This window comes from Gemmatimonadaceae bacterium, assembly GCA_036504815.1.
Classification (GTDB): domain Bacteria; phylum Gemmatimonadota; class Gemmatimonadetes; order Gemmatimonadales; family Gemmatimonadaceae; genus PNKL01.
In genome coordinates this window covers 32,509-53,478 of the sequence record DASXUN010000015.1, presented here as the reverse complement: position 1 = coordinate 53,478, position 20,970 = coordinate 32,509, and the positions used below count along the sequence as shown (strand labels likewise).

The following is a 20,970-nucleotide window of genomic DNA, read 5'->3' as shown; positions in this document are numbered from 1 at the left end:
TGCATGCCGCGGCGGCCCGATGACGAATCGGTTGTTCTCGCGGGATCTGGCGGTGATATACGCCGCAGACCCTGCTGAAGTTCCGCTCCGCTCCGGCGGGGCAGCAGTGCGAAGCTCCTGATGTCGGTAGTTCCCAGTTCTTCACCTTTTGTAGAGGGAGTCCGATGACCATGAGTACTCGGTTTCGCTGGATGACGACCGCAGTACTGGCTCTCCTGTTCGGCGTCTCGGCAACTGCGATTGCGCAGAATGCCACCATTACCGGCAAGGTGCTGTCGGACGCCGGTCAGCCGCTGTACGGAGCCAACGTTGTGATCGAAGCGCTCACCATCTCGGTTGGTACGACTGCCCAGGGCACGTACACGATCGTGGTGCCTGGCGCCCGGGCACGCGGCCAGACGGTCGTGCTGCGCGTCCGCGCGATCGGCTATCAGCCGGTGGTGCAGAACGTCGTGCTGAATGCGGGCACGCAGACGTTCAACTTCGAGATGAAGATCGACGTCAACCGCCTGAACCAGGTGGTCATCACGGGCGTGACGGGCGCCACCGAGGTGAAGAAGCTCGCCTTCACCGTGGCGCAGGTGTCGCAGGCGGACGTGCCGGTCGCCGGTTCGAACCCGCTCTCGCAGCTGCAGGGTAAGGTGGCGGGCGCCAACATCGTGTCGGCCAGCGGCCGCCCGGGTTCGGCGCCGTCGATCATCCTGCGTGGCCCGCAGTCGATCAACGGTTCTGGCCGTGGCCAGGAACCGCTGTACATCATCGACGGCGTGGTTTCGCAGGGCGGCCTGCAGGACATCAACCCGCAGGACATCGAGAACGTCGAAGTCGTGAAGGGCGCGGCCGCATCGTCGATGTACGGCTCGCGCGCCGGGAACGGCGTCATCCAGATCACGACGCGCTCGGGCAAGAACTCGCAGGACGGCATCAAGTTCCGCGTCAACGCGGAATACGGCTCGTCGGATGTTGAGCACATCCTCAACATCCCGAAGGCCACGATGATGCTCATGAACGAAGACATGACGCGCTTCTGCGTGGTCACGAGCGGCGCCCCCGATTGCACGCGCACGGCGGACATCTTCGCCGAGGCGTATCGCATCAATGACCAGGGCACGGATTTCTCGCTCCCGCCGCTGAACTTCGTGAATGACGGCGGCATCTCGCGCAACCCGGGGCAGGTGAACCTGCGTGCGCTGTACCTGACCAACCCCTGGCCGAAGGCCGGGACGCCGATGCGCCAGCTGCTGACGCACGGCCAGCAGTACAACAACACGCTGGACGCGACCGGCCGCGTGGGGCGCACGAACTTCTTCGCCTCGGCGAACATGTTCCGCCAGCAGGGGTCGCTGCGCTTCATGGACGGCTACTCGCGCAACTCGATCCGCCTGAACCTTGACCAGCAGATGGCGGGCAACTGGAACTTCGGCGTGCGCACCGCCTTCACGGACGCCATCGACAACGACGGCGGCGTGCAGTGGCTGTACCTCTCGCGCCAGCCGGCCAACGCGCAGCTGCTCAAGCGCGACTCGAAGGGCCGTCTCTATGTCCGCTCGGTGCCGCAGGCGCAGGGCGCGCAGAACTACAACCCGGCGTACTACGCCGAGAATTATCGCCCGCGCAACCGCATCAGCCGTTTCGTGGGCGCCCTGAACGCCAAGTGGCAGCCGCTGACGTGGCTGGACGCCTCGGCCGAGTTCGGGTTTGACTCGCGCAACAACCACCGCGAGTCGCAGGCCGACCGCGGCTTCCGCACGACCGCGGCCAATTCGAACAACTTGGGCTACCTCGACTGGAGCGACAACAAGTCGTACGCGCTCAACACGGCCGCCATGGTGACGGCGCGCCACTCCTGGCTCGACAACGCGCTCGACACGCGCCTCACCCTGCGCACCTCGTACGAGGCGTCGGACGACCGCGGCGGCAGCTACGGCGGCGTGAACCTGGCGGTGCCGGGCCTGGAAGATCCGGACGCGGTGGTGACCGGCCAGTACATCGGCGGCTACTCGCAGCAGGTGCGCGCCCTGGGCATGTTCGCGAACATCGATGTGGACTACAAGGGTCGCTACATCCTCGGCGGCCTCGTCCGTCGTGACGCGGCGTCGCTGTTCGGCGCGGCGCAGCGCTGGCAGACCTACGGCCGCGGCTCGTTCGCGTGGCGCGTCAGTGAAGAGCCCTGGTTCAAGGTCTCCAAGATCTCGGACCTGAAGCTCCGCATCTCGGAAGGGACGGCGGGCAACCGCCCGAACTACAGCGCGCAGTACGAGACGTTCTCGATTGGCGCCGGCGGCGCGCTGTCGCCGTCCAGCCTGGGCAACAAGAACCTGCGCCCGGAAGTGTCGCGCGAGATCGAGACCGGCATTGATATCGAGGTCATGAACAAGTACGGCCTCACGATCACCAATGCCAAGAACGTCATCAACGACCAGATTCTCCCGGTGACCCCGCCGGCCGCGTCGGGCTTCGGCACGCAGTGGCAGAACGCGGGCGAGCTGACCAACAAGACGTGGGAGTTCTCGCTCAACGTCCCGATCATCCAGAAGCGCGACCTCGGCTACTCCGTGCGCTTCAACTATGACGCGACGACGTCCGTGATCACCCGCCTCGACATGCCCGAGACGTTCTACTCGGCCGCCGGCCAGCAGGGCGCCGAGCAGATGTTCAAGATCAAGCAGGGGCAGACGTTCGGGTCGATCTGGGGCCGCAGCTTCGTCAAGAGCTGCTCGCAGCTGCCGGCGGCCTTCCAGGCCAAGTGCGGCAATGGCCTCGACTACGTGAAGAACCAGGACGGCTTCATCGTCTACGTCGGCCAGGGCAACACGGTGAAGGACGGCATCACGAAGAACCTGTGGTTCACGCGCCTTCCGAAGGATCAGGCGCCGTGGGGCATGGACATTCTCCAGTGGGGCGGCCCGATCCTGTACCGCGACTCGACGGGTGCGGTGCCGCTGGTCAACATTGGCCACGCGCTGCCGACCTTCCACTGGTCGTTCAGCCAGAACTTCAGCTTCCACAAGTTCACGGCCTACGCACTGCTCGACGCGACGGTCGGCAAGTCGGTGTGGAACGAGCAGCGCCAGTGGTCGCTGGGCGACTTCCAGGTCTCGGAAGTTGACCAGTCGAAGCACAGCATCGGCGACGCGAAGCCGCTCGGCTACTACTTCCGCGCCGCCTCGACGGGCGGTATCGGCGGCCTGTACGACCTGCTGGCGCCGAACAACAACACGGTGGAAGACGCCAGCTTCATCAAGCTCCGCGAAGTGTCGCTCGGCTACCGTTTCGGCAAGCTCCCCGGCGTGGGCGGCGACTGGACCGTGTCGCTCATCGGGCGCAACCTGAAGACGTGGACGGATTACCGCGGCTACGACCCGGAAGTGGGCCTGGGCGGCGGCAACCTTGGCTCGGGCGCGCTCAACGCGATCGATGCCTTCACGTTCCCGAACCTGCGGCAGCTCACCTTCTCGATCGGCACCAGCTTCTGACGACCCGGGTCGCCGGGGGGACCGCCGAATGGCGGCCCCCCCGGGAGACCGAAATGAGGACTTTCAATGCGCAAGCATTTTCTCTGGATCGGGGCATCGCTGGTGGCGCTGACCGCCTGCGGTAACAACCTCGAAGTAGTCAATCACAACAACCCGGACGTCGCCCGCGCCTACGCCACGCCGGCGGGCGTGGAAGGCGTCGCGGGTGGCCTCGGCGTGCAGCTGAACAACACCCAGCGCGCGTCGGAATCCATCAACACGCAAGCCAAGATTCTCTCGGGCGAACAGTTCGCCACGGTGGCGAACTTCGGCATGGCGGCCCGCGCGATCATTCCGCGCAACCCCATCTCGAACGACCTGGGCAACGACAACTCGGTCGGCAACCGCGCGAACTGGGATACGTTCTCGCGCACCGGCCGGTCGGCCGCGACGGCCATTCAGGCCATCCAGGCCTATCAGGCGAAGGGCCTGACGATGGGAAGCAAGGCGCAGGATGCGCGCGCCAAGGCGTTTGCCTACATGATCCTGGGCAACGCGCTCGGCTACCTGTCCATCGGGTATGACTCGGCGGCCATCGTGACGCCGCTGACGGGGAGCTCCGAAGTGCCGCCGCTCTCCGCCTACAAGGATGTGAACAAGGTGGCGCTGGCCATGCTCGATTCGGCCATCGCCGTCGCCAACTCGGCCGATGCGTCGAACGGGGCGAACGGCTTCCCGCTGCCGAGCACCTGGATGAGCGGTCAGGCCAACCTGTCGGCGGCCAACTTCGTGCGGCTCGTGCGCTCGTACAAGGCGCGCATTCGCGCGGGCGTTGCCCGCACGCCGGCGGAGCGCGCCGCAGTGGATTGGGCGGCCGTCATCAGTGACGCGACGAACGGCATCACGTCGGACTTCACCGTCAGCATCGGTGGCAGCACCGGGTGGACGGCGAACTTCGACGAGAACCAGTCGTACGTGACCGGCGGCTGGCACTCGCTGCCGATGTTCTACTACGGTATGGCGGACGTGTCGGGTGGTTATGATGCCTGGCTGAAGGACGGCCTCAACACCCGCAAGGCGTTCCTGGTGATCACGCCGGACAAGCGCTGGCCGGTGGGTGCCACGCGGGCCGCGCAGGGCGCCAACACGCCGACGGTGGCGCTGCCGGCTGGCCAGTACATCCGCAACCGTCCGCCCGGCGAAGATGTGCCGGTGTCGGGCTGGGGCGACTCGTTCTACGATCACCGCCGCTATGGCGTGGTGAATCAGGCCAGCCACCAGGGTCCGTACGTCGAGATGTCGGCGACGGAAATCGACATGCTGGCGGCCGAAGGCTACATCCGCACCGGCAACCTCGCGGCGGCGGCGGCCCTGATCGACAAGACCCGCATCAAGAACGGTCTCGAGTCGGTCGGCGTGCCAGCCAGCGCCTCGGTGCCGTACTCGACGTCCGCCACGTGCGTGCCGCGCGTGCCGCAGGCGCCGAGCTTCACGTCGACGGCGTGCGGCAGCCTGCTGGAAGCGATGAAGTACGAGAAGCGCATGGAGACGTCGTTCACGGGTTACATGATCTGGTTCGCCGACAGCCGCGGCTGGGGCGACCTGGTTCAGGGAACCGCGATCGAATGGCCGGTGCCGTATCAGGAGATGCAGGCTCGCTACGCGCCGTTCCACAACGGAACGAACGTTGCCGCGAAGGGCACGTACGGGTTCTGAGGCTGACGGAATGACGACCCTTTCGATGAACTCGCGCTTCTGGCGTCGGTTTGTCGGCGGTCTCTCCGCCGTTGCGCTGGCCATGCAAGTCGGGTGCTACAGCTTCCTGCCCTTGCAGACCAGCGTGCCGGCGACGGGGAAGCGGATCGCGGTGGTGCTGAATGACCGCGGCCGCTCCCTCATCAGCGATCGACTAGGGTCTGCGTTGGATAGAGTCGACGGACTGCTGGTCCAGGGTGACGACGCGAATGTCACCCTGGAGGTGTACCGGACGCTCGACCTGAAAGGCAATGCTGCCTCATGGACGGGTGAACGGGTCCAGGTGCCCCGTGATGGCATTACGGGTTACCAGGAGCGCCAGTTCAACAAGCGCCGCACCATCCTGCTGTCCGCCGCAATTGTGGGTGCGATTGCAGCCTCAATGCTCATGGTGAACTTCGACTTGTTCAGCGGCTTCACCCGGGCAGACCCCGGGACGGTGCCGGGTGGCGAGTCCAGGTAGGGGCGGTTGGCCCTCCCTGCTTTCAACGACGTTCTCTTACGGAGTCCCAACTTCATGCGGATCAACAAGGTTCCAATGCTGGTAGCCGCGCTTGCCATTGCGGCCGTCGGATGCTCGACGGACGATGGGCAGCCCACGGCCACCGCTGCAAAGCCGCCGCTCGCGTATGTGCGGTACATCAACGCGCTGCCGGATACCCAGAACACGACGGTTCGTTTCGTGGACTACATCGAGTTCACGCCGCAGACCTTCGTGAACGTGGCGTATCGCGGCGTCGGCCAGGGGCTGTATCAGGGCCTCAAGGCCGGCTCGCGGCAGTTCAAGATCTTCAACGCCGACGCGGTGAACTTCTCCACGGCGGGCAACACCGCCGTGCTGACGGAGCAGACGTTGTCGTTCGAGGCGAACAAGTACTACACCATCCTCTTCACGGGCTATGCCCGCAACGGCTCGAAGAAGATCCTGGTGTTCGAGGACGTGTTCCCGGCCGCCGGGAGCAACGTCGCGGTTCGCGTGCTGAACGCGAACACGGGCCTCGGCTCGGTCGACGCGTACAAGACGGCGGCAGTCGGTGATGCGATCACCGGCGCGCCGTCCATCGCGGCGGTGGGCGAACAGAAGTTTTCGGGTTACATCACTGCGGCACCGGGTGCGTTTGCGATTCGCACGACGAAGGCCGGCGACGCGACGACCATCCTGGCGAGCGGCGCGGCGCCGGCGGGCACGGCCGGAACGACCTCGACTGACCCGATCGGTGGCGCCACTGTGGCGGGCACCGTGATGACCGCGATGGTCTTCCCGGCGTCGGTCAGCGGCTCCATGGCCGCCACGGCGGCGGCGCCCAGCGTCGTCTACGTGGTGGACAAGCAGCCGCCGCGTACGACCTCGCCGTAAGGCAGTAGATTTCGGATTGGCAGGACGACACGACCGCTGGCGTTCCGCCAGCGGTCGTGTCCAACATCCCGGAGCCTTCCGTGAACAAGTCCCCCCGGCTGATCACGTGTCTCGGTGCCGCCGCAGCGTTGCTGCTGGTGACGCCCGCGCACGGCCAGGTCATCCGGGGGGTCTTGCGTTCACAGGTGACGTCGCGCGCCATCGAGCGCGCCCGGGTGACGGCGATGGACCGCAACGGACGCGTGCTTGGCGAGACGATTGCCAGCGATGCCGGGAGCTTCACGTTGCGAGTGGACGCCGGGAACGCGCCGTTCACGCTCACGGTGCGCCGCATCGGCATCGAGCCGTCCACGACGCAGGAGTTTACGCTGGCCCCGCACGACACGGTGGAGTACGAGCTCACCATGCCGGAAACGCCCGTGATGGGCGACACCGTGCGCATCACGGGGCTGCCTTCGTACAACGAAGTGAAGTATCAGGAGGCGGTGCGACGCGGCTGGCTGGTATTCTCGCCGGCGGAAGTGGCCAAGCACCGGGAGATGGTGAACAACGTGTACGACCTGCTGCGCTGGTCGGGCGCCAACAGCCTGGTGATTCCGACGCGGCACACCGACTGTGTGCGCTCGGCGCGCTACGTGGCGGGCGATCGCCGCAACGACCGCTGCATGGTCTGGGTGGTGGACGGTCAGGTGCTCGGCCCGCTTCCCGTGTTGAACCCGCGTGACACCTACTTCATGGCGGTGCTCACCGCGTCGCAGTCGCTGATGCAGTACGGCGACAAGGCACCGTGGGGGGCAATCGTCATCTACACGCGGATGAATGGGGATCAGATTCATCCTTAGAGGGGGAACGGGGACGGGATTGGGGGCAAAGGGACGGGGGACGAGTGCAGGAACGGGAGCGGGGCGCCGGTCTGGTGCCCCCTTTATAGTTGCGGAGGCCTCCGCGCCACTGTCCCATCCGCCTGCGTGGGCACGTAACTTTCTCCTGCCGCGTTACGTATGGCACTGAAGCGCCGTCGGTCGGCGCTATTCCCCACCGGAGATACCCGATGTTCCTGGCGGTGCACGCCGCCCTGTTGTCGACTGCGCTGCTGCTGCAGGATCCCCAGATCCCGGCGCCACGCGGCTACGTGAACGACTTCGCGGGCGTCATTGGCGCCGAGCGGGCGGCGCGTATCGAGCGCATCATCGCGGACGTCCACGACAAATCCGGGGGCGAGATCGCGGTGGTGACGCTCGCCGACATCGGCGACCGTCCAGTCGGTGATGTGGCGCTGCAGATCGGCCGTCAGTGGAAGGTTGGCGCCGCGGCCGCCGTGGGCGACCGCCAGCGGAATGCCGGACTCGTCATTCTCGTGGTGCCCAAGGAAAGCAGCTCCGACGGACGCGGACATATCAGCATCCAGACGGGGAACGGCGTCGAGGGCTTCATCACCGACTCGCGCGCCGGTGACATCCGTCGCGAGGCGCTCCCGTTCCTGCAACGGGCGGACTATGGCGCGGCGCTGGAGCTGATGACGCTGCGCGTGGCGGAGTCGTACGCGCGTGAGTTCGGCTTCGCGCTGGACACCTCATTCGCGGCACCGCGTGCGCCACCGCAACGCCGGTCGCCGGGGATTCCGCCGGGACTGTTCGTCCTTGGCTTCCTTCTCTTCTTCATGTTGCTGGCGGGCGGGCGCCGCCGGGGTGGGAACGGGTTGCTCTGGTTCCTGCTTGGCCAGGCGCTCAGCAGCGGTGGTCGAGGCCGCGGCGGATTTGGCGGCGGTGGGTTCGGCGGCGGCGGGTTCGGCGGGTTTGGTGGCGGCGGCGGTTTCTCTGGCGGCGGATCAAGCGGGAGTTGGTGACATGGCCAAGATGACGCTGGACAACCTGGTGGAGCAGCTGCGCGCGGCGCATGGCGACGCGCTCGAAGCAGTGGTGCTCTACGGCTCGGCGGCCCGGCACTCCGGCCCGCCGACGGGGACCATTGACGTGCTGGTGATCGTGCGGACGCTCGCCGACCAGGCGCTGCCGGCCGCGGGCGCCGCCACGCGCGCGTGGATGCAGGCTGGCCACCCGGCCCCGCTCACGCTGACGTCCGCGGAGTGGCGCACAAGCGCCGACGTCTTCGCCATCGAGTATGCCGATATCCTCTCGGCGCATCGCGTGCTGCACGGCGCGCTGCACACCGAGGGACTGTCGGTGTCACGTCACGACCTGCGGCTGCAGCTCGAGCGGGAAGTGATGGGGAAGCTGATCCAGTTGCGGCGCGAGATGCAGGCGCGGCATGGGGAAGGTGCGGCGCAGCGCCAGCTGCTGGAGGCGGCGCACGGCACCATCTTCGCGATCTTCCGGGCGGCGCTGCGGCTCACGGACGGGCTGTCGGCGCCATACCTCGATTCCGAGCAGGTGGCGCGAGACGTGGCGGCGAAGGCCGGCTTCGATGCGGCGCCGTTCCTGGCGCTCATCGCGCACCGGCGCGGCATGGCGAAGATCGGCGACAAGGCGGCGGCGGGCGTGGTGCGCGGATGCCATGATGGGCTGGAGAGACTGGCCGCCTGGCTCGATGGTGTTCAGGCGGATGGCTGACGGCGGATGGCTGATGGCGGATGGCGGATGGCTGATCGCGGATGGCGGATGGCGGATAGCGGATGTTGACCGGGTGATTTGACGGCGCGGTGCGCCGAGTGAGATATGGTGGCGGAGCGGCTAGCGAGCCGAGCGCTGCCAGGCAGTTCCCCTTTTCCTTTACGGAGTGAGAGACAGATGCTACGTCGCGGTTGGTTACTCCTGCTTCCCTTGTTCCTCGCGGGGTGTGGGTACAACACGATCCAGAGCTACGACGAAGCGGCCGCGAAGGCCAAGCAGGACATCGAAGTGCAGCTGCAGCGTCGCGCCGACCTGGTGCCGAACCTGGTGAACACGGTCAAGGGTTTTGCGCAGCAGGAGCAGGATGTGTTCGTGAAGGTCACGGAAGCGCGGGCCGGGCTGACGGGCGCGATCAAGGGCGGCAACATGGCCCAGATGGCGGACGCCAACCAGGCGCTCACCGGCGCGCTGAGCCGGCTGATGGTGACCGTGGAGGCGTATCCGCAGCTCAAGTCGGACCAGAACTTCCTGCAGCTGCAGGATGAGCTGACCGGCACCGAGAACCGCATCGCGGTGGCCCGCAAGGACTACAACGACGCGGTGGGGACGTACAACGCGTACATCCGGAAGTTCCCGCAGGTGCTGACCGCCAAGGTGACGGGCGCGAAGGCGCGCGATTATTTCGAGGTGACCAGCGCGGCGGCGAAGGAAGCGCCGACGGTGGACTTCACGAAGAAGCCGTAGTCAGACGTCGTGGTGGGAGGGGGCCGCGTCCGCGAGGGCGCGGCCCTCATGCTTTTCTGCTGACCACCAACGGATGACACGGTCGAACACGGCGGAACACGGATACAAGAACGGCAACAGCTCGACTGGGGAGCAACGACGGCGCGCGATGAAATTCGGCGTTCGGGTTTTCTACGGAGCCCGCGTTGCCGGCGTGCGCCGGTGGGCTAAATTGCGCCGATGCCTCGTCGCTGGACCATTCTCATCGTGCCTGACGGCACCGACTCGCCACGAAGCTTCGTGCTGGGCGAGCGACGCCTGCGCGTGTTGGTCGGCGTGGCCGTCGCGCTGCTTCTGCTGATTGGTTCGGCTGCGGCGGTGCTCTTCACGCCGTGGGCGACGCCCTCGGCGCGAATGGCGGCGCGGGAGAACGAACGGCTCAAGCAGGAGTTGGCGTCCATCGATGGGCGACTGCAGGCCCTGGTCGATACGATCGCGCAGATCGAGCAGCAGGATCAGCGCATTCGCACACTGGCCGGCATCGATCCCGACTCGACCGGCGAGGTGGCGCAGAAGGAGCTGGCGACCGCCGACGCGGGAACGATCACGGAGGGCGCGGTGCCGGCAAAGCCAATGGGTCTGGCACCCGAGAAGCCGCAGCGGTTCGCGAGCCGGCCTTTCCTGGGCCGCCTCGGCTTCGGTGGCTCGCGCCCCGATCTCGAAGGAATGATTCGCCGCGCGTCGGAACTGTCGGCCAGCTTCCGTGCAGTGAGCGACACGCTGGTGCTGCACGCCGAGCGCATGGCGAACCTGCCATCGATCATGCCGACGGCCGGGTGGCTCACGAGCCAGTTCTCGAAGAGCCGGTTCCATCCCATTCTGCACGTGTCGCGCGCGCACGAGGGCGTGGACGTGGTGGCGCCAATGGGGGCGCCGATCGTCGCGCCGGCCGCGGGTCGCGTCATCAAGGCCGGACGCGAGCAGGGCTACGGCCTGATGGTGCAGATTGACCACGGCAACGGACTCGTCTCGATCTACGCGCACGCCTCGAAGCTGATGGCGTCGGTCGGACAGCGCGTGGTGCGCGGGCAGATGATCGCGAGGGTCGGCAACTCGGGACTCAGCACCGGACCGCACCTGCACTACGAGATCATGCGCAACGGGAAGCCGATGGATCCGCTGACGTTCGTGATGCCGGCGGGGAAGATTACGGACTGAAGTTCAGAGTACGACAGAGTACGACAGAGTACGACAGAGTACGACAGAGTACGACAGAGTACGACAACGGGGCGCCGAGATGGATCGGCGCCCCTCTGTGGTCCTCCGTGGTACTCTGTCGTACTCCGTCCTATTCTGTTTCTGTGGTACCCTCCGAAACCAACGGTTTCGGAAAGAGCGGTCCTCCCTTCTTCACCTGCCAGCCGTTGACCACGATGGGCTGGTCGAGGCGCACCTGCGTGACGTCACCGGTGCCGCCGAGCTGCTCCCAGAGGGCCTGCATCTTCTGCGGCATCACGGGGGCGAGCCACGCCGCGCACTGCGCGAGCGAGGCAATGAGCGTGGTGAGCACCACATCAAGCGGCGCTGCATTCGCGGGATCCTTGGCGAGCGCCCACGGCTGCGTGCGCTGGATGTACTCGTTGGTGCGGCGCGCGGCGTCCATCAGCGCGCCGATCACCTCGTTTGGGCGATGGCGACGGGCGCCGTCGACGGCGGCGCGCGCCTGCGCGAGCGACGCGTCGTGCGCCGCGAACAGCTCCGCATCCGGCGCGACCGACGGGACGACCCCGCCGCGGTACTTCTCGACCATCGCGATCGAGCGGCTGCCGAGGTTGCCGAGCGTGTTCGCCAGGTCGCTGTTGTAGACCTCCTCGAAGCGCTCCCACGAGAACGAGCCGTCGCCGTCATACGGGACATCGCGCAGCAGGTAATACCGGAACGCATCCACGCCGTACCGGTCGATGGCCTCGCCCAGCGTGAGCTTGACGCCGGCCGACTTGGAGAAACGCTCGCCGCCGAGCGAGATGAACCCGTGCGCCCAGACCTGCGCGGGCAGTGTCTCGCCCGCCGCCATCAGCATGGCCGGCCAGATGACGGTGTGGAACCGCGTGATGTCCTTGCCGATCACGTGCAGGTGGGCCGGCCACGCCGCCTTCTGCTCGAAGCCCGGGAAGAAGCGCGCCGTCCAGTAGTTGGGGAGCGCGTCGAACCAGACATACGTGGTTTGCACGTCGCCGTTGGAGAGCGGACGGGGGAACGGAACGCCCCAGTCGAAGCGAGAACGGCTGGCCGATATGTCGTCGAGCCCCTGCTCGAGCAGCTGCAGGATTTCATTGCGGCGGCTTTCCGGCTCGAGAAACGACGGATTCTCCGCGAACAGCTGCTGCAGGCGTCCGGTGTACGCGGAGAGCCGGAAGAACCAGTTGTGCTCGGTGACTTCCTCCAGCGTGCGCGTGGGATGCGTGGCGCACTTGCCGTCCACGATGTCCGCTGGCTGCTTGAAGCTCTCGCAGCCGACGCAGTACAGCCCGGTATAGGACCGCTCGTAGAAGTTGCGCCTGTCCGCGGGGAGCGACGCGTCGGCGGCGAAGATCTGCTCGATCAGTTTCGTGACGCCGGCCTTGTGCGCGGGCGACGTGGTGCGAATGAACTGATCGTACCGCACCCCCAGCTGCGCCCACATCGCCTGGAACAGGGCGGCAATGTCGTCCACGAACTGCTGCGGCGGCACGCCCTGCTTCTCGGCGGTCTGCGCGACCTTCTGGCCATGCTCGTCCATGCCGATGAGGAAGTGGACGTCATAGCCGAGCTGCCGGTGAAAGCGCGCGATGGCATCGGCGCCGACCTTTTCCAGGGCATGCCCCAGGTGGGGCTCGCCGTTGGCGTAGTCGATGGCGGTGGTCAGGAAGAAGCGGGGCACTGGTCAGTCGTTCGGGTTCGACGACGGCGCGTCGTCAGCGCCGCCGTTGTGGTCATTGCCACCCGGAGTGCCCGGGTTGCGGTCACCGCGATGGCGGCGACCGCCGCGGCGGCCGCGGCGGCGGCGTCCACGGCGCTGGTCGGCGTCCTGCGCGGCGTCCTGGGAGGCCGCGTCGAGTGGCGCGCCGGTTGCGGGACGATCTCCCGCCGGTGCGCCCGTCATTGGTGCAGACCCAGACTGGCCTGGCTCCTGGCGCGCCGGAGTCTGGCGATTCACGTCGCGTCGCGAGGCATCAGGGCGTGCGGCGTCCGGGCGCGCGGCATCAGCGCGCGTGGCATCGGCGCGCGGCGGCTCGGGACGCGCACTGCGCGGGTCGCCTTCACCGCCGGACGGTGTGCGCCGATCGCCGCGTCCATCGAAACGCGTCGGTGACGGCGCGGTCGGACGCTGCGCCTCCCGGCGCGACTCGGGCCGGGCGGCGGGACGTGTCGGGCGCTCAGCGGCGCGCTGCAGCGTCACGGCGCCTTCCAGCGACTCGCGGTCGTCCGATGACTCGTCTTCCGACTCCGGTTCCATGTCCTCCATCGACACGGGCTCCCCGGCGAGTTCGCGCTTGAACTGGGCGAGCGGAATGACGCGCACGTCACCGGCGGGATTGCGCAGCGTCACGAGGTCGCGGAAGATGTCGGTGGCATCCACCTTCTCCTCGCCCTGCAGCGTCTGCACGATCTTCCCCTGCTTGGGGAAGCGCTTGCGCGCCTGCACGTAGAACTCGTGCTCGTAGCGCAGGCAGCACATCAGGCGGCCGCAGGCGCCGGAGATCTGCGTCGGCGTGATGGTGGACAGCCGCTGTTCCTTGGCCAGCGACGTCTTCACCGGGAGCAGTTCGGGGAGCCAGGAGGCGGAGCAGAGCTGCCGCCCGCAGTGGCCAACGCCATCGAGGCGCTTGGCCTCGTCGCGAGGCCCGATGTGCCACATCTGGACGCGGACGCCGAAGTGGGCCTCAAGCTGGCGCACCAGCGTGCGGAAATCGACCCGCTCCTCCGCCGTGAAGTAGAAGGTCAGGCGGCGGCGGTCCCACTGCCACTCCGCATCCGAGATCTTCATCTGCAGGTTCAGCGCGCGCGCCTTCTGCACGGCGAAACGCCGCGCGCTCTCGTCGTCGGCGCGCAGTACATCAGCGCGCGCAATATCATCCGCCGTGGCGAGGCGCAGGGCGGCGCGCAGCGGTTCGCGCTGCTCCTTCCCGTGCGTCGTCCCCGTCTTGCGGCGCTCCGCGAGCTCGCCGGTGGCATGCACGCGGCCGAGGTCCTCGCCGCGCTCCACGTCGACGATGATCGCCGCCCTGACCGGCGGCGGCGCCTCGAACGCCCAGCGGAAGAACTCGCGGCGATTGCCCTTGAAGGCGACTTCGATCAGGTGCTCCACCCTACTCCTCGAACTGGCCCATCTTCATGAACTTCTCGCGCCGGCGGCGGACGAGCTTCTCCGGCTTGAGCTTGCGAAGCTCCTCGAGATTCTCGAGGAGGCGTTCCTTGAGCGTCGCGGCGGCTGCGGCGTGGTCGGCGTGCGCGCCGCCCTCCGGTTCGGGGAGGATCTCGTCGATCACGCCGAGCTCCAGGAGTTCCGGCGCGGTGATGCGCAGGGCGCTGGCCGCCCGCTCCCGCATCTCCGGACTCTTGCCGTCCTTCCAGAGAATGGCGGCGCACCCTTCGACGGTGATCACCGAGTAGACCGAATGCTCGAACATCAGGATGCGATCGGCGACGCCAAGCGCGAGCGCGCCGCCGGACCCGCCCTCGCCGATCACCGTGGCGATGATGGGCACCTGCAGTTCCGACATCACGAACAGGTTGCGCGCGATGGCTTCGCTCTGGCCGCGCTCCTCGGCGCCGAGTCCGGCCCAGGCGCCCGGCGTGTCGATGAAGGTCAGCACCGGCACGTGGAACTTCTCGGCAAGCCGCATCAGGCGCAGCGCCTTGCGATACCCCTCGGGATGGGGCATGCCGAAGTTGCGGTGGATGTTCTCCTTGGTGTCGCGGCCGCGCTGGTGGCCGATGATCATGACCGTCTCGCCCTCGAGCCGCGCCCAGCCGCCGACGATGGCGGCGTCGTCGCGGAAGGCGCGATCGCCGTGCAGTTCGATGAAATCGGTGAAGCAGAGCTTCAGGTAGTCGAGGGTGAACGGCCGGCGCGAGTTGCGCGCGACCATCACCTTCTGGACCGGCGCCAGGTTGCGGTAGACCTCGCGCCGCAGCTCGGAAAGCTTGTGCTCGAGGGGCGCCAGCTCCGCGGTGATGTTGATGCTCTGCTCCGTGGAGCTGCGGCGCATCTCCTCGATCTGTCGCTCCAGCTCGAGGATCGGCTTCTCGAATTCCAGCGCTGAACTGCCCATGTCAGCTCCCGCGCACCAGGCGCACACGCTCCTCACCGAGGAGCGCACGAAGTTCCAGCAGCGACGCACCGGCCGTGGAGACGTGCAGCGACGACGACCGGAACCGCGTCGTCGCGCCATCCGCTCCCCGCCAATGCAATTCCAGCGGCGCCGCGCCCGGATGCGACTCGGCCACGGCCCGCACGTCCTTCATCACCGCGCCAGCCAGGTCGCTGCCGGCGGCCAGTTCGATGGCTACCGCAATCTGGCCCGTCGTCCGCAGTTCGGCGAGGCGGGTGACGCTCTCGACGATAAACGTCGGGTTGTCCACCCCTTGGTCCCGGCGGGAATAGCTCCCCTTGAGGAGGACCGGCACGTCCGTCTGAACCCGCTCGCCAAGGGCGGCCCAAGCCTCGGGGAAAACGAGGACCTCACCCGCCCCCGAGAAGTCCTCCACCACGAGGCGGGCGAACTCAGCGCCCGACTTCTTGCTCACCTGCCGCCGAATGGCGGTGACGACGCAACCAATGGCGACGGGCGCATCGGTCCACTGGCCGAGTGCCGACACCGTGTGGGAGGCGAGCAGCTCCACCTCGGCGCGGAACGGTTCCAGCGGGTGGCCCGAGATGTAGAACCCAAGGATCTCCTTTTCGCGCTGCAGGCGCTCGCTCTCGGAGAGCGGCTTGATCGTCGGCAGGGTCGGGGCGATCTGCTGCTTGGAGTCGGCGGTGGCGCCACCGTTGTCGCCAAAGAGCGATCCCTGTCCCGACGTCCGTTCGTGCTGGACCAGCGACGCCGACTGCATGGCGCCGTCGAGCGCCGCAGCGAGCTGCGCGCGGTGCCCGAGGCCGTCGAGGGCCCCCGCAAAGATCAGCGCCTCGAAGACGCGCTTGTTGCAGGTGCGCAGGTCCACGCGCTCGCACAGCTCGTAGAGCGTGGTGATGGGGTGTTCCCTGCGCGCCGCGATGATCGAGTCAATGGCCGAGCGGCCGACGTTGCGCACCGCGCCAAGACCGAAGCGAATGCGCTTGTCGCCGACCACCGTGAACTTGTAGCCCGACTCGTTGACGTCGGGCGGCAGGATCTGGAGGCCGAGGTCGCGGGCCTCATTGATGTACTTCACCACCGAGTCGGTGTCGCCGATGCACATGGAGAGCAGCGACGCCATGAACTCTTCGGGGAAGTGCGCCTTGAGATACGCCGTCTGGTAGGACAGGACGGAGTAGGCGACCGAGTGCGACTTGTTGAAGCCGTAGCGGCCGAAGGTCTCGATCTGCCCGGCGAGGTCGTCGATGATGCGCTTGTCGTACCCGCGCGCGAGCGACTTCTCGACGAACTTGCCGATCTCCTTCCGGATGAGCTCGGCGTCCTTCTTGCCCACCGCCTTGCGCAGCACGTCGGCTTCGGCGAGCGAAATGCCGGCCAGCCGCTGCGCGATGCGCATCACCTGTTCCTGGTAGGTGATGACGCCGTATGTGGGGGCGAGGATCTCCTCGAGCTCGGGCAGGGCGTACGAGACGGGCTCCTCGCCCTTCTTGCGGCGGCAGTAGACCTTGTGCATCCCCGCGTCGAGCGGACCGGGGCGGAGCAGCGCGTTGGAGGCGACGAGGTCGTCGAACCGGTCGGCGCGCATGGCGCGCACCATGTCGGTAGCGAGCGGCGATTCGAACTGGAAGACGCCGGCGGTGCGGCCCGCGCGCAGCATGCGGTAGGTGGCGTCGTCGTCGTACGGGATGGCGTCGAGGTCGATGACCGTGCCATGGCGCGCCTTGATGGCGGCGAGGGCGTCGTGGATGACGGTGAGCGTGGTGAGGCCGAGGAAGTCCATCTTCAGCATCCCGGCCTTCTCGAGCATGTTCATGTCGTACTGCGTGACGACGACGCGATCGTCGGCGCCGGCGCCGGAGCCCTTGGACTCCTGGGTGCAGACCGGCACGTACTCGTCGAGCGGACCCGGCGCGATGACGATGCCGGCGGCGTGGATGCCGGCGTGGCGCGACAGGCCTTCGAGAGCGATCGCGAAATCGAACAGCTGCTGGTGGCGCTCGTCCTGCTCGTAGAGCTTGTGGACCTCGGGAACCTTGGTGATGGCTTCCTTGACGGTCAGCGAATAGTTGGGCGCGTTGGGGATCAGCTTGGCGATCGCATCGGTCTCACCCGGGGTGAAGCCGAGCACACGGCCGACGTCCTTGATGGCGGCGCGCGACTTGAGCGTCCCGAAGGTGATGATCTGCCCCACGGAGTCGCGGCCGTACTTTTCGCGCACGTACTCGATGACCTCGCCGCGCCGCTCTTCGCAGAAGTCCACGTCGATGTCGGGCATCGAGACGCGTTCCGGATTGAGGAAGCGCTCGAAGAGGAGGTCGTACTTGAGCGGACAGACGTCGGTGATGCGGAGGGCGTAGGCGACGATGGACCCGGCGGCCGAGCCGCGTCCCGGCCCGACGGGAATGCCCCGGTCGCGCGCCGCCTTGATGAAGTCGGCGACGATCAGGAAGTAGCCCGCATAGCCCGTCGTGGTGATGACGTCGAGCTCGTAGTCGAGCCGCTCCTTCACCGGGCTCGGCACCGGGTTGCCGTAGCGCTCCGTGATTCCCGCCGCGGCCAGCCGCACCAGCAGCTCGTTCTCGGTCTTCACGCCCTTGGGGAGCGGGAAGGACGGCACGTGGTACTTCTTGCCGAACTGCACGTCCACCTGATCGGCGACGGCGAGCGTGTTCTCCAGCACGTCGGGGCGCCCGGGGAAGAACTCCTGCACCTCGGGCGCGCTCTTGAAATAGAGCCCGCGGTCATAGCGCATCCGGTCGGCGTCGGTGCGGTCCTTCTTGAGGCCGATGCAGAGCAGGATGTCGTGCGCGTCGTGGTCCTCGGCGCGCAGGAAATGCGCGTCGTTGGTGGCGACCACCGGAAGGTTCAGCGTGCCGGCGAGGGCGAGCACGCGTTCGTTGAGCCGTTTCTGCTCACCCGAGTTGTGCGCCTGCACCTCGAGGTAGTACCGGTCCTTGAAGACGTCGGCGTACCACTCGGCGGCGTGGCGCGCCTCGTCGGCGCGGTCGGCGAGGAGGTGCGTCGCGATCTCGCCGGCCATGCAGGCCGAGGAGACGATGATCCCCTCGTTATACTTGGCGAGGATCTCGCGATCGACACGCGGCTTGCCGTAGAACCCCTCGGTGTAGGCCAGCGAGGACAGCTTCACCAGATTGCGGTAGCCGGTGAGGTTCTGCGCGAGGAGGATGAGGTGGTAGTAGTTGCGTTCGCCGGGACCGCCGCGGGTGCGCGCGCGCCGATCGCCCGACGCCACGTAAGCCTCCATGCCGATGATGGGGCGGAGACTGGCCTTTCGGGCCTTCTCCTGGAACTCCCACGCGGCGTGCAGGTTACCGTGATCGGTGATGGCGAGCGCGGGCTGCTCGAACTCGAGCGCGCGCTCGATCAGGTCGTCAATCCGGTTCGCTCCGTCGAGCAGAGAGAACTCGGAATGGCAGTGCAAGTGGACGAACGACATAGAATTCATAAGGATAGCGCCAGCACACCGTGGCGTCAAAGCAATTCTGGGACTATTGCGGAGCGTGTAATCGCTTGTCAATCAAGGATTTAGTCGGGCACACGCGAGTTCGGGTGGCCGCTTTCGTGGCCTTGGCGCTTGCGGTGGGGTGTTCGCACGATCGTGTTCTCGCGGTCGGGCGTTCCTATTCGCTGCGTGTCGTCGCCGGTGACCAGCAGGTCGCGCCGGCTGGGAGCGTCCTGCCGGTGCCACTGGCGGTCGAGGTACGGGACGTTTCTGGGACCCCGGTGAAGGCGGCGGTGATCATCTTCCGCGTCACGTCGGCGCGCAACGACGGCGCTGTCATACTGGACTCGATCGCGGTGACGGACGACAACGGGCGCGCCGTGGCCGAGTTGCGGCTGGGGGCGAGCGCCGGCGCCGTGGAGGTTCAGGCCCTGCCGCTGGGCGCGCCCGATCGCGCGGTCACCCTGACCGCGACGGCGAGTGGCGGCGCGTCCATCAGCGGCGTGCTCCCGCTGGCCGTGGGGCCCGGTGACACGCTCGCCATCGCGGGGAGCGCACTGGGCGGAGCCGGAACCACCGTGGCCTTTGGCAATGCGCGCGCGAGCGCGGTGAGCGGCTCGGCGACGCTCTTGCGCGTGGTCGTGCCCGACTGCCTGCCGAGTGGCAACGTCGAGGTGCGGATCCTCACCGGTTCGGCGTGGACGGCCGCGCGCACGATCACCTACACGCCGCGCCGGCGGGCGCTGACGCTGGCGCGGTACGCGGCCACGGTGATTGGCGCCGGCGAGCTTTCGACCTGCGCGGCGCTCGCAACCGATGATGGGGCCGAGTATGTGCTAGTCCCGCAGCTCGCGACGCACGGGGCGACGCCCGTCGCGACCGTTGCGCGTGTGACGGCCGGCGGCGTGACGATCGCGTCGCTGCTGGGCGGCGGCACCGATGCGAGGGTTGGCGCGTTGGCGCGGCCGCTGGCCCAGGAGCTGCTCGACGCGCGCCTGCGCGACGAGGAACGCCGTCTCGCCCCGCTGGCGCGCGGTGGGGAACCGTACCAGCCGCCGATGCTCGCCCTCACGGTCGGCAGCACGCGGAACTTCAAGGTGATCACGTCCCTCGAAGGCGATCAGTTCACGACGGTGATGGGACAGTTGCGCTGGGTGGGGGAGCATCTCGGCATCTACCTCGACACCGAGGCGTACCAGGCGTATACGACCGCGGAGATCGAGCAGCTTGGGCGGCTGTTTGACCGCGAGCTGTATCACACGGTGGTCGAGTCGTTTGGCCCGGAGTCGGACATCGACAAGAACGGCAAGGTGCTGGTCTTCCTCACGCCCAAGGTCAACGCGCTCGTCGCGGCCAATGATTGCGGGCAGAAAGGGTTCGTGACGGGCTTCTTCTACGGACGCGACCTCGTGCCGTCGCTTCCCAACTCGAATGCGGGAGAAGTGTTCTACGCGATGGTCCCCGATCCGGTGGCGCGCTACAGCTGCGCGCACGCGAAGAGCGACACCCAGCGCCTCGTCTCGGGGACGTTCATCCACGAGATGCAGCACATGATCTCGTATTTCCATCACGTCGTGGCCCGCGGCGGCGAGGCGGAAGAGTCCTGGCTCAACGAGGGACTGAGCCACATCGCGGAAGAGCTGGCGTCGAAGGTATTCGAGGCGCGATATCCGGCGCCGCTCGGCCGGTCCACGGCCGAACAGATCTTTCCCGACTCCGCGCAACCGTTCATCGCGCCGCAGTTGCTCAACGCCTTCGTGTACCTCAACAACACCGCCGCCCATTCGGTGACGACGTTCGCGGGCGCCGGCTCGCTCGAGGAGCGCGGCGCGTCCTGGCTGTTCCTTCGCTGGCTGGGCGATCAGAAGGGCGATGCCATCTTCCGGCGGCTGGAGCAGACGTCGCGGCGTGGGATCGCGAATGTCGAGGCGCAGGCCGGCGAGCCGTTCGCCACGCTGTTTGGTGATTTCAGCGTCGCGATCTGGGCGGACAGTTTGTCGGGGGTGCCGCGCGCGGCGGTGGCGCCGCGGTATCGGTTCCTGAGCAGGAATCTTCGGCAGTTGATGGCGCGTCAGGCGCTGATTGCGGGATGGGAAGATCCTTTCCCGGTGAAACCCGTGCGCGTGCCAGTGGGAGGTTTCGCGGAGGGGTCGCTCATCCAGGGGACGATGGTGCATGCGTCGCTGGGACCGTTCTCGCCGGGGCAGCCGCCCATCCAGCTCGGGTTTGGGAAGCGGGACGGCAGCGCGTTCAGCGCCGCCGATGGTGCGCAGCTGGCGATTCTGCGGGTAAAGTAGGGCGAGTG

Annotated in this window: 14 protein-coding genes; 10 read left to right on the top strand and 4 right to left on the bottom strand. The window is 67.2% G+C overall.

Annotation, left to right across the window (positions count from 1 at the left end; genetic code table 11):
* Positions 1 to 170: 170 nt before the first annotated feature.
* The 9 genes from VGJ96_07540 (at position 171) to VGJ96_07500 (ending at position 11,078) form a co-directional block, all read left to right on the top strand.
* Positions 171 to 3,476 carry a SusC/RagA family TonB-linked outer membrane protein gene (locus VGJ96_07540; protein HEY3286960.1) on the top strand — a complete coding sequence of 1,102 codons (3,306 nt, stop codon included), beginning with the start codon at positions 171 to 173 and terminating at the stop codon, positions 3,474 to 3,476.
* A 66-nt stretch (positions 3,477 to 3,542) separates the two neighbouring features.
* A complete protein-coding gene (locus VGJ96_07535; GenBank protein HEY3286959.1) occupies positions 3,543 to 5,171 on the top strand; it encodes a hypothetical protein in 1,629 nt (542 codons plus the stop codon).
* 10 nt (positions 5,172 to 5,181) lie between these two features.
* The gene (locus tag VGJ96_07530; protein ID HEY3286958.1) at positions 5,182 to 5,673 is read left to right on the top strand and encodes a hypothetical protein; all 492 of its coding nucleotides are present in this window, start codon (positions 5,182 to 5,184) and stop codon (positions 5,671 to 5,673) included.
* 54 nt (positions 5,674 to 5,727) lie between these two features.
* Positions 5,728 to 6,567: a DUF4397 domain-containing protein gene (locus VGJ96_07525; protein HEY3286957.1), complete on the top strand. Its 840-nt coding sequence runs from the start codon at positions 5,728 to 5,730 to the stop codon at positions 6,565 to 6,567.
* Between the two features lie 80 nt (positions 6,568 to 6,647).
* A complete protein-coding gene (locus VGJ96_07520; protein HEY3286956.1) occupies positions 6,648 to 7,409 on the top strand; it encodes a carboxypeptidase-like regulatory domain-containing protein in 762 nt (253 codons plus the stop codon).
* Between the two features lie 209 nt (positions 7,410 to 7,618).
* Positions 7,619 to 8,413 (top strand): TPM domain-containing protein, encoded by a 795-nt coding sequence (locus VGJ96_07515; protein ID HEY3286955.1) that lies wholly within the window; start codon positions 7,619 to 7,621, stop codon positions 8,411 to 8,413.
* Between the two features lies 1 nt (position 8,414).
* Positions 8,415 to 9,137 (top strand): nucleotidyltransferase domain-containing protein, encoded by a 723-nt coding sequence (locus VGJ96_07510; GenBank protein HEY3286954.1) that lies wholly within the window; start codon positions 8,415 to 8,417, stop codon positions 9,135 to 9,137.
* Between the two features lie 177 nt (positions 9,138 to 9,314).
* Positions 9,315 to 9,881: a LemA family protein gene (locus VGJ96_07505; GenBank protein HEY3286953.1), complete on the top strand. Its 567-nt coding sequence runs from the start codon at positions 9,315 to 9,317 to the stop codon at positions 9,879 to 9,881.
* Positions 9,882 to 10,100: 219 nt separating this feature from the next.
* Positions 10,101 to 11,078, top strand: a complete 978-nt coding sequence (locus VGJ96_07500; protein ID HEY3286952.1) for a M23 family metallopeptidase — start codon at positions 10,101 to 10,103, stop codon at positions 11,076 to 11,078.
* 130 nt (positions 11,079 to 11,208) lie between these two features.
* Here the strand turns inward: VGJ96_07500 and VGJ96_07495 are convergent, their stop codons facing one another.
* Genes VGJ96_07495 through dnaE form a run of 4 tightly spaced genes read right to left on the bottom strand, consistent with a single transcriptional unit; the run spans position 11,209 to position 18,659 of the window.
* The gene (locus VGJ96_07495) at positions 11,209 to 12,780 is read right to left on the bottom strand and encodes a class I tRNA ligase family protein (GenBank protein HEY3286951.1); all 1,572 of its coding nucleotides are present in this window, start codon (positions 12,778 to 12,780) and stop codon (positions 11,209 to 11,211) included.
* A 3-nt stretch (positions 12,781 to 12,783) separates the two neighbouring features.
* On the bottom strand, positions 12,784 to 14,208 hold the full coding sequence (gene ricT / locus VGJ96_07490) for a regulatory iron-sulfur-containing complex subunit RicT (protein ID HEY3286950.1): 1,425 nt from the start codon (positions 14,206 to 14,208) through the stop codon (positions 12,784 to 12,786).
* 1 nt (position 14,209) lies between these two features.
* Positions 14,210 to 15,175 (bottom strand): acetyl-CoA carboxylase carboxyltransferase subunit alpha, encoded by a 966-nt coding sequence (locus VGJ96_07485; protein HEY3286949.1) that lies wholly within the window; start codon positions 15,173 to 15,175, stop codon positions 14,210 to 14,212.
* Position 15,176: 1 nt separating this feature from the next.
* Entirely contained in the window at positions 15,177 to 18,659 is a 3,483-nt protein-coding gene (gene dnaE / locus VGJ96_07480; protein ID HEY3286948.1) for a DNA polymerase III subunit alpha, read from the bottom strand.
* A gap of 113 nt (positions 18,660 to 18,772) precedes the next feature.
* Here dnaE and VGJ96_07475 point away from each other — a divergent pair, with 113 nt between their 5' ends.
* Positions 18,773 to 20,962, top strand: coding sequence for a hypothetical protein (locus VGJ96_07475; protein ID HEY3286947.1), 2,190 nt, complete (start codon positions 18,773 to 18,775; stop codon positions 20,960 to 20,962).
* Positions 20,963 to 20,970: the final 8 nt, after the last annotated feature.

Excerpts from the sequence above, each read along its gene's own strand:
- VGJ96_07535 (HEY3286959.1), top strand. The coding sequence starts at position 3,543 with ATGCGCAAGCATTTTCTCTGGATCGGGGCATCGCTGGTGGCGCTGACC.
- VGJ96_07500 (HEY3286952.1), top strand. The coding sequence starts at position 10,101 with ATGCCTCGTCGCTGGACCATTCTCATCGTGCCTGACGGCACCGACTCG.
- VGJ96_07525 (HEY3286957.1), top strand. The coding sequence starts at position 5,728 with ATGCGGATCAACAAGGTTCCAATGCTGGTAGCCGCGCTTGCCATTGCG.
- VGJ96_07510 (HEY3286954.1), top strand. The coding sequence starts at position 8,415 with ATGGCCAAGATGACGCTGGACAACCTGGTGGAGCAGCTGCGCGCGGCG.
- dnaE (HEY3286948.1), bottom strand. The coding sequence starts at position 18,659 with ATGTCGTTCGTCCACTTGCACTGCCATTCCGAGTTCTCTCTGCTCGAC.
- VGJ96_07515 (HEY3286955.1), top strand. The coding sequence starts at position 7,619 with ATGTTCCTGGCGGTGCACGCCGCCCTGTTGTCGACTGCGCTGCTGCTG.
- VGJ96_07540 (HEY3286960.1), top strand. The coding sequence starts at position 171 with ATGAGTACTCGGTTTCGCTGGATGACGACCGCAGTACTGGCTCTCCTG.
- VGJ96_07530 (HEY3286958.1), top strand. The coding sequence starts at position 5,182 with ATGACGACCCTTTCGATGAACTCGCGCTTCTGGCGTCGGTTTGTCGGC.
- VGJ96_07485 (HEY3286949.1), bottom strand. The coding sequence starts at position 15,175 with ATGGGCAGTTCAGCGCTGGAATTCGAGAAGCCGATCCTCGAGCTGGAG.
- VGJ96_07505 (HEY3286953.1), top strand. The coding sequence starts at position 9,315 with ATGCTACGTCGCGGTTGGTTACTCCTGCTTCCCTTGTTCCTCGCGGGG.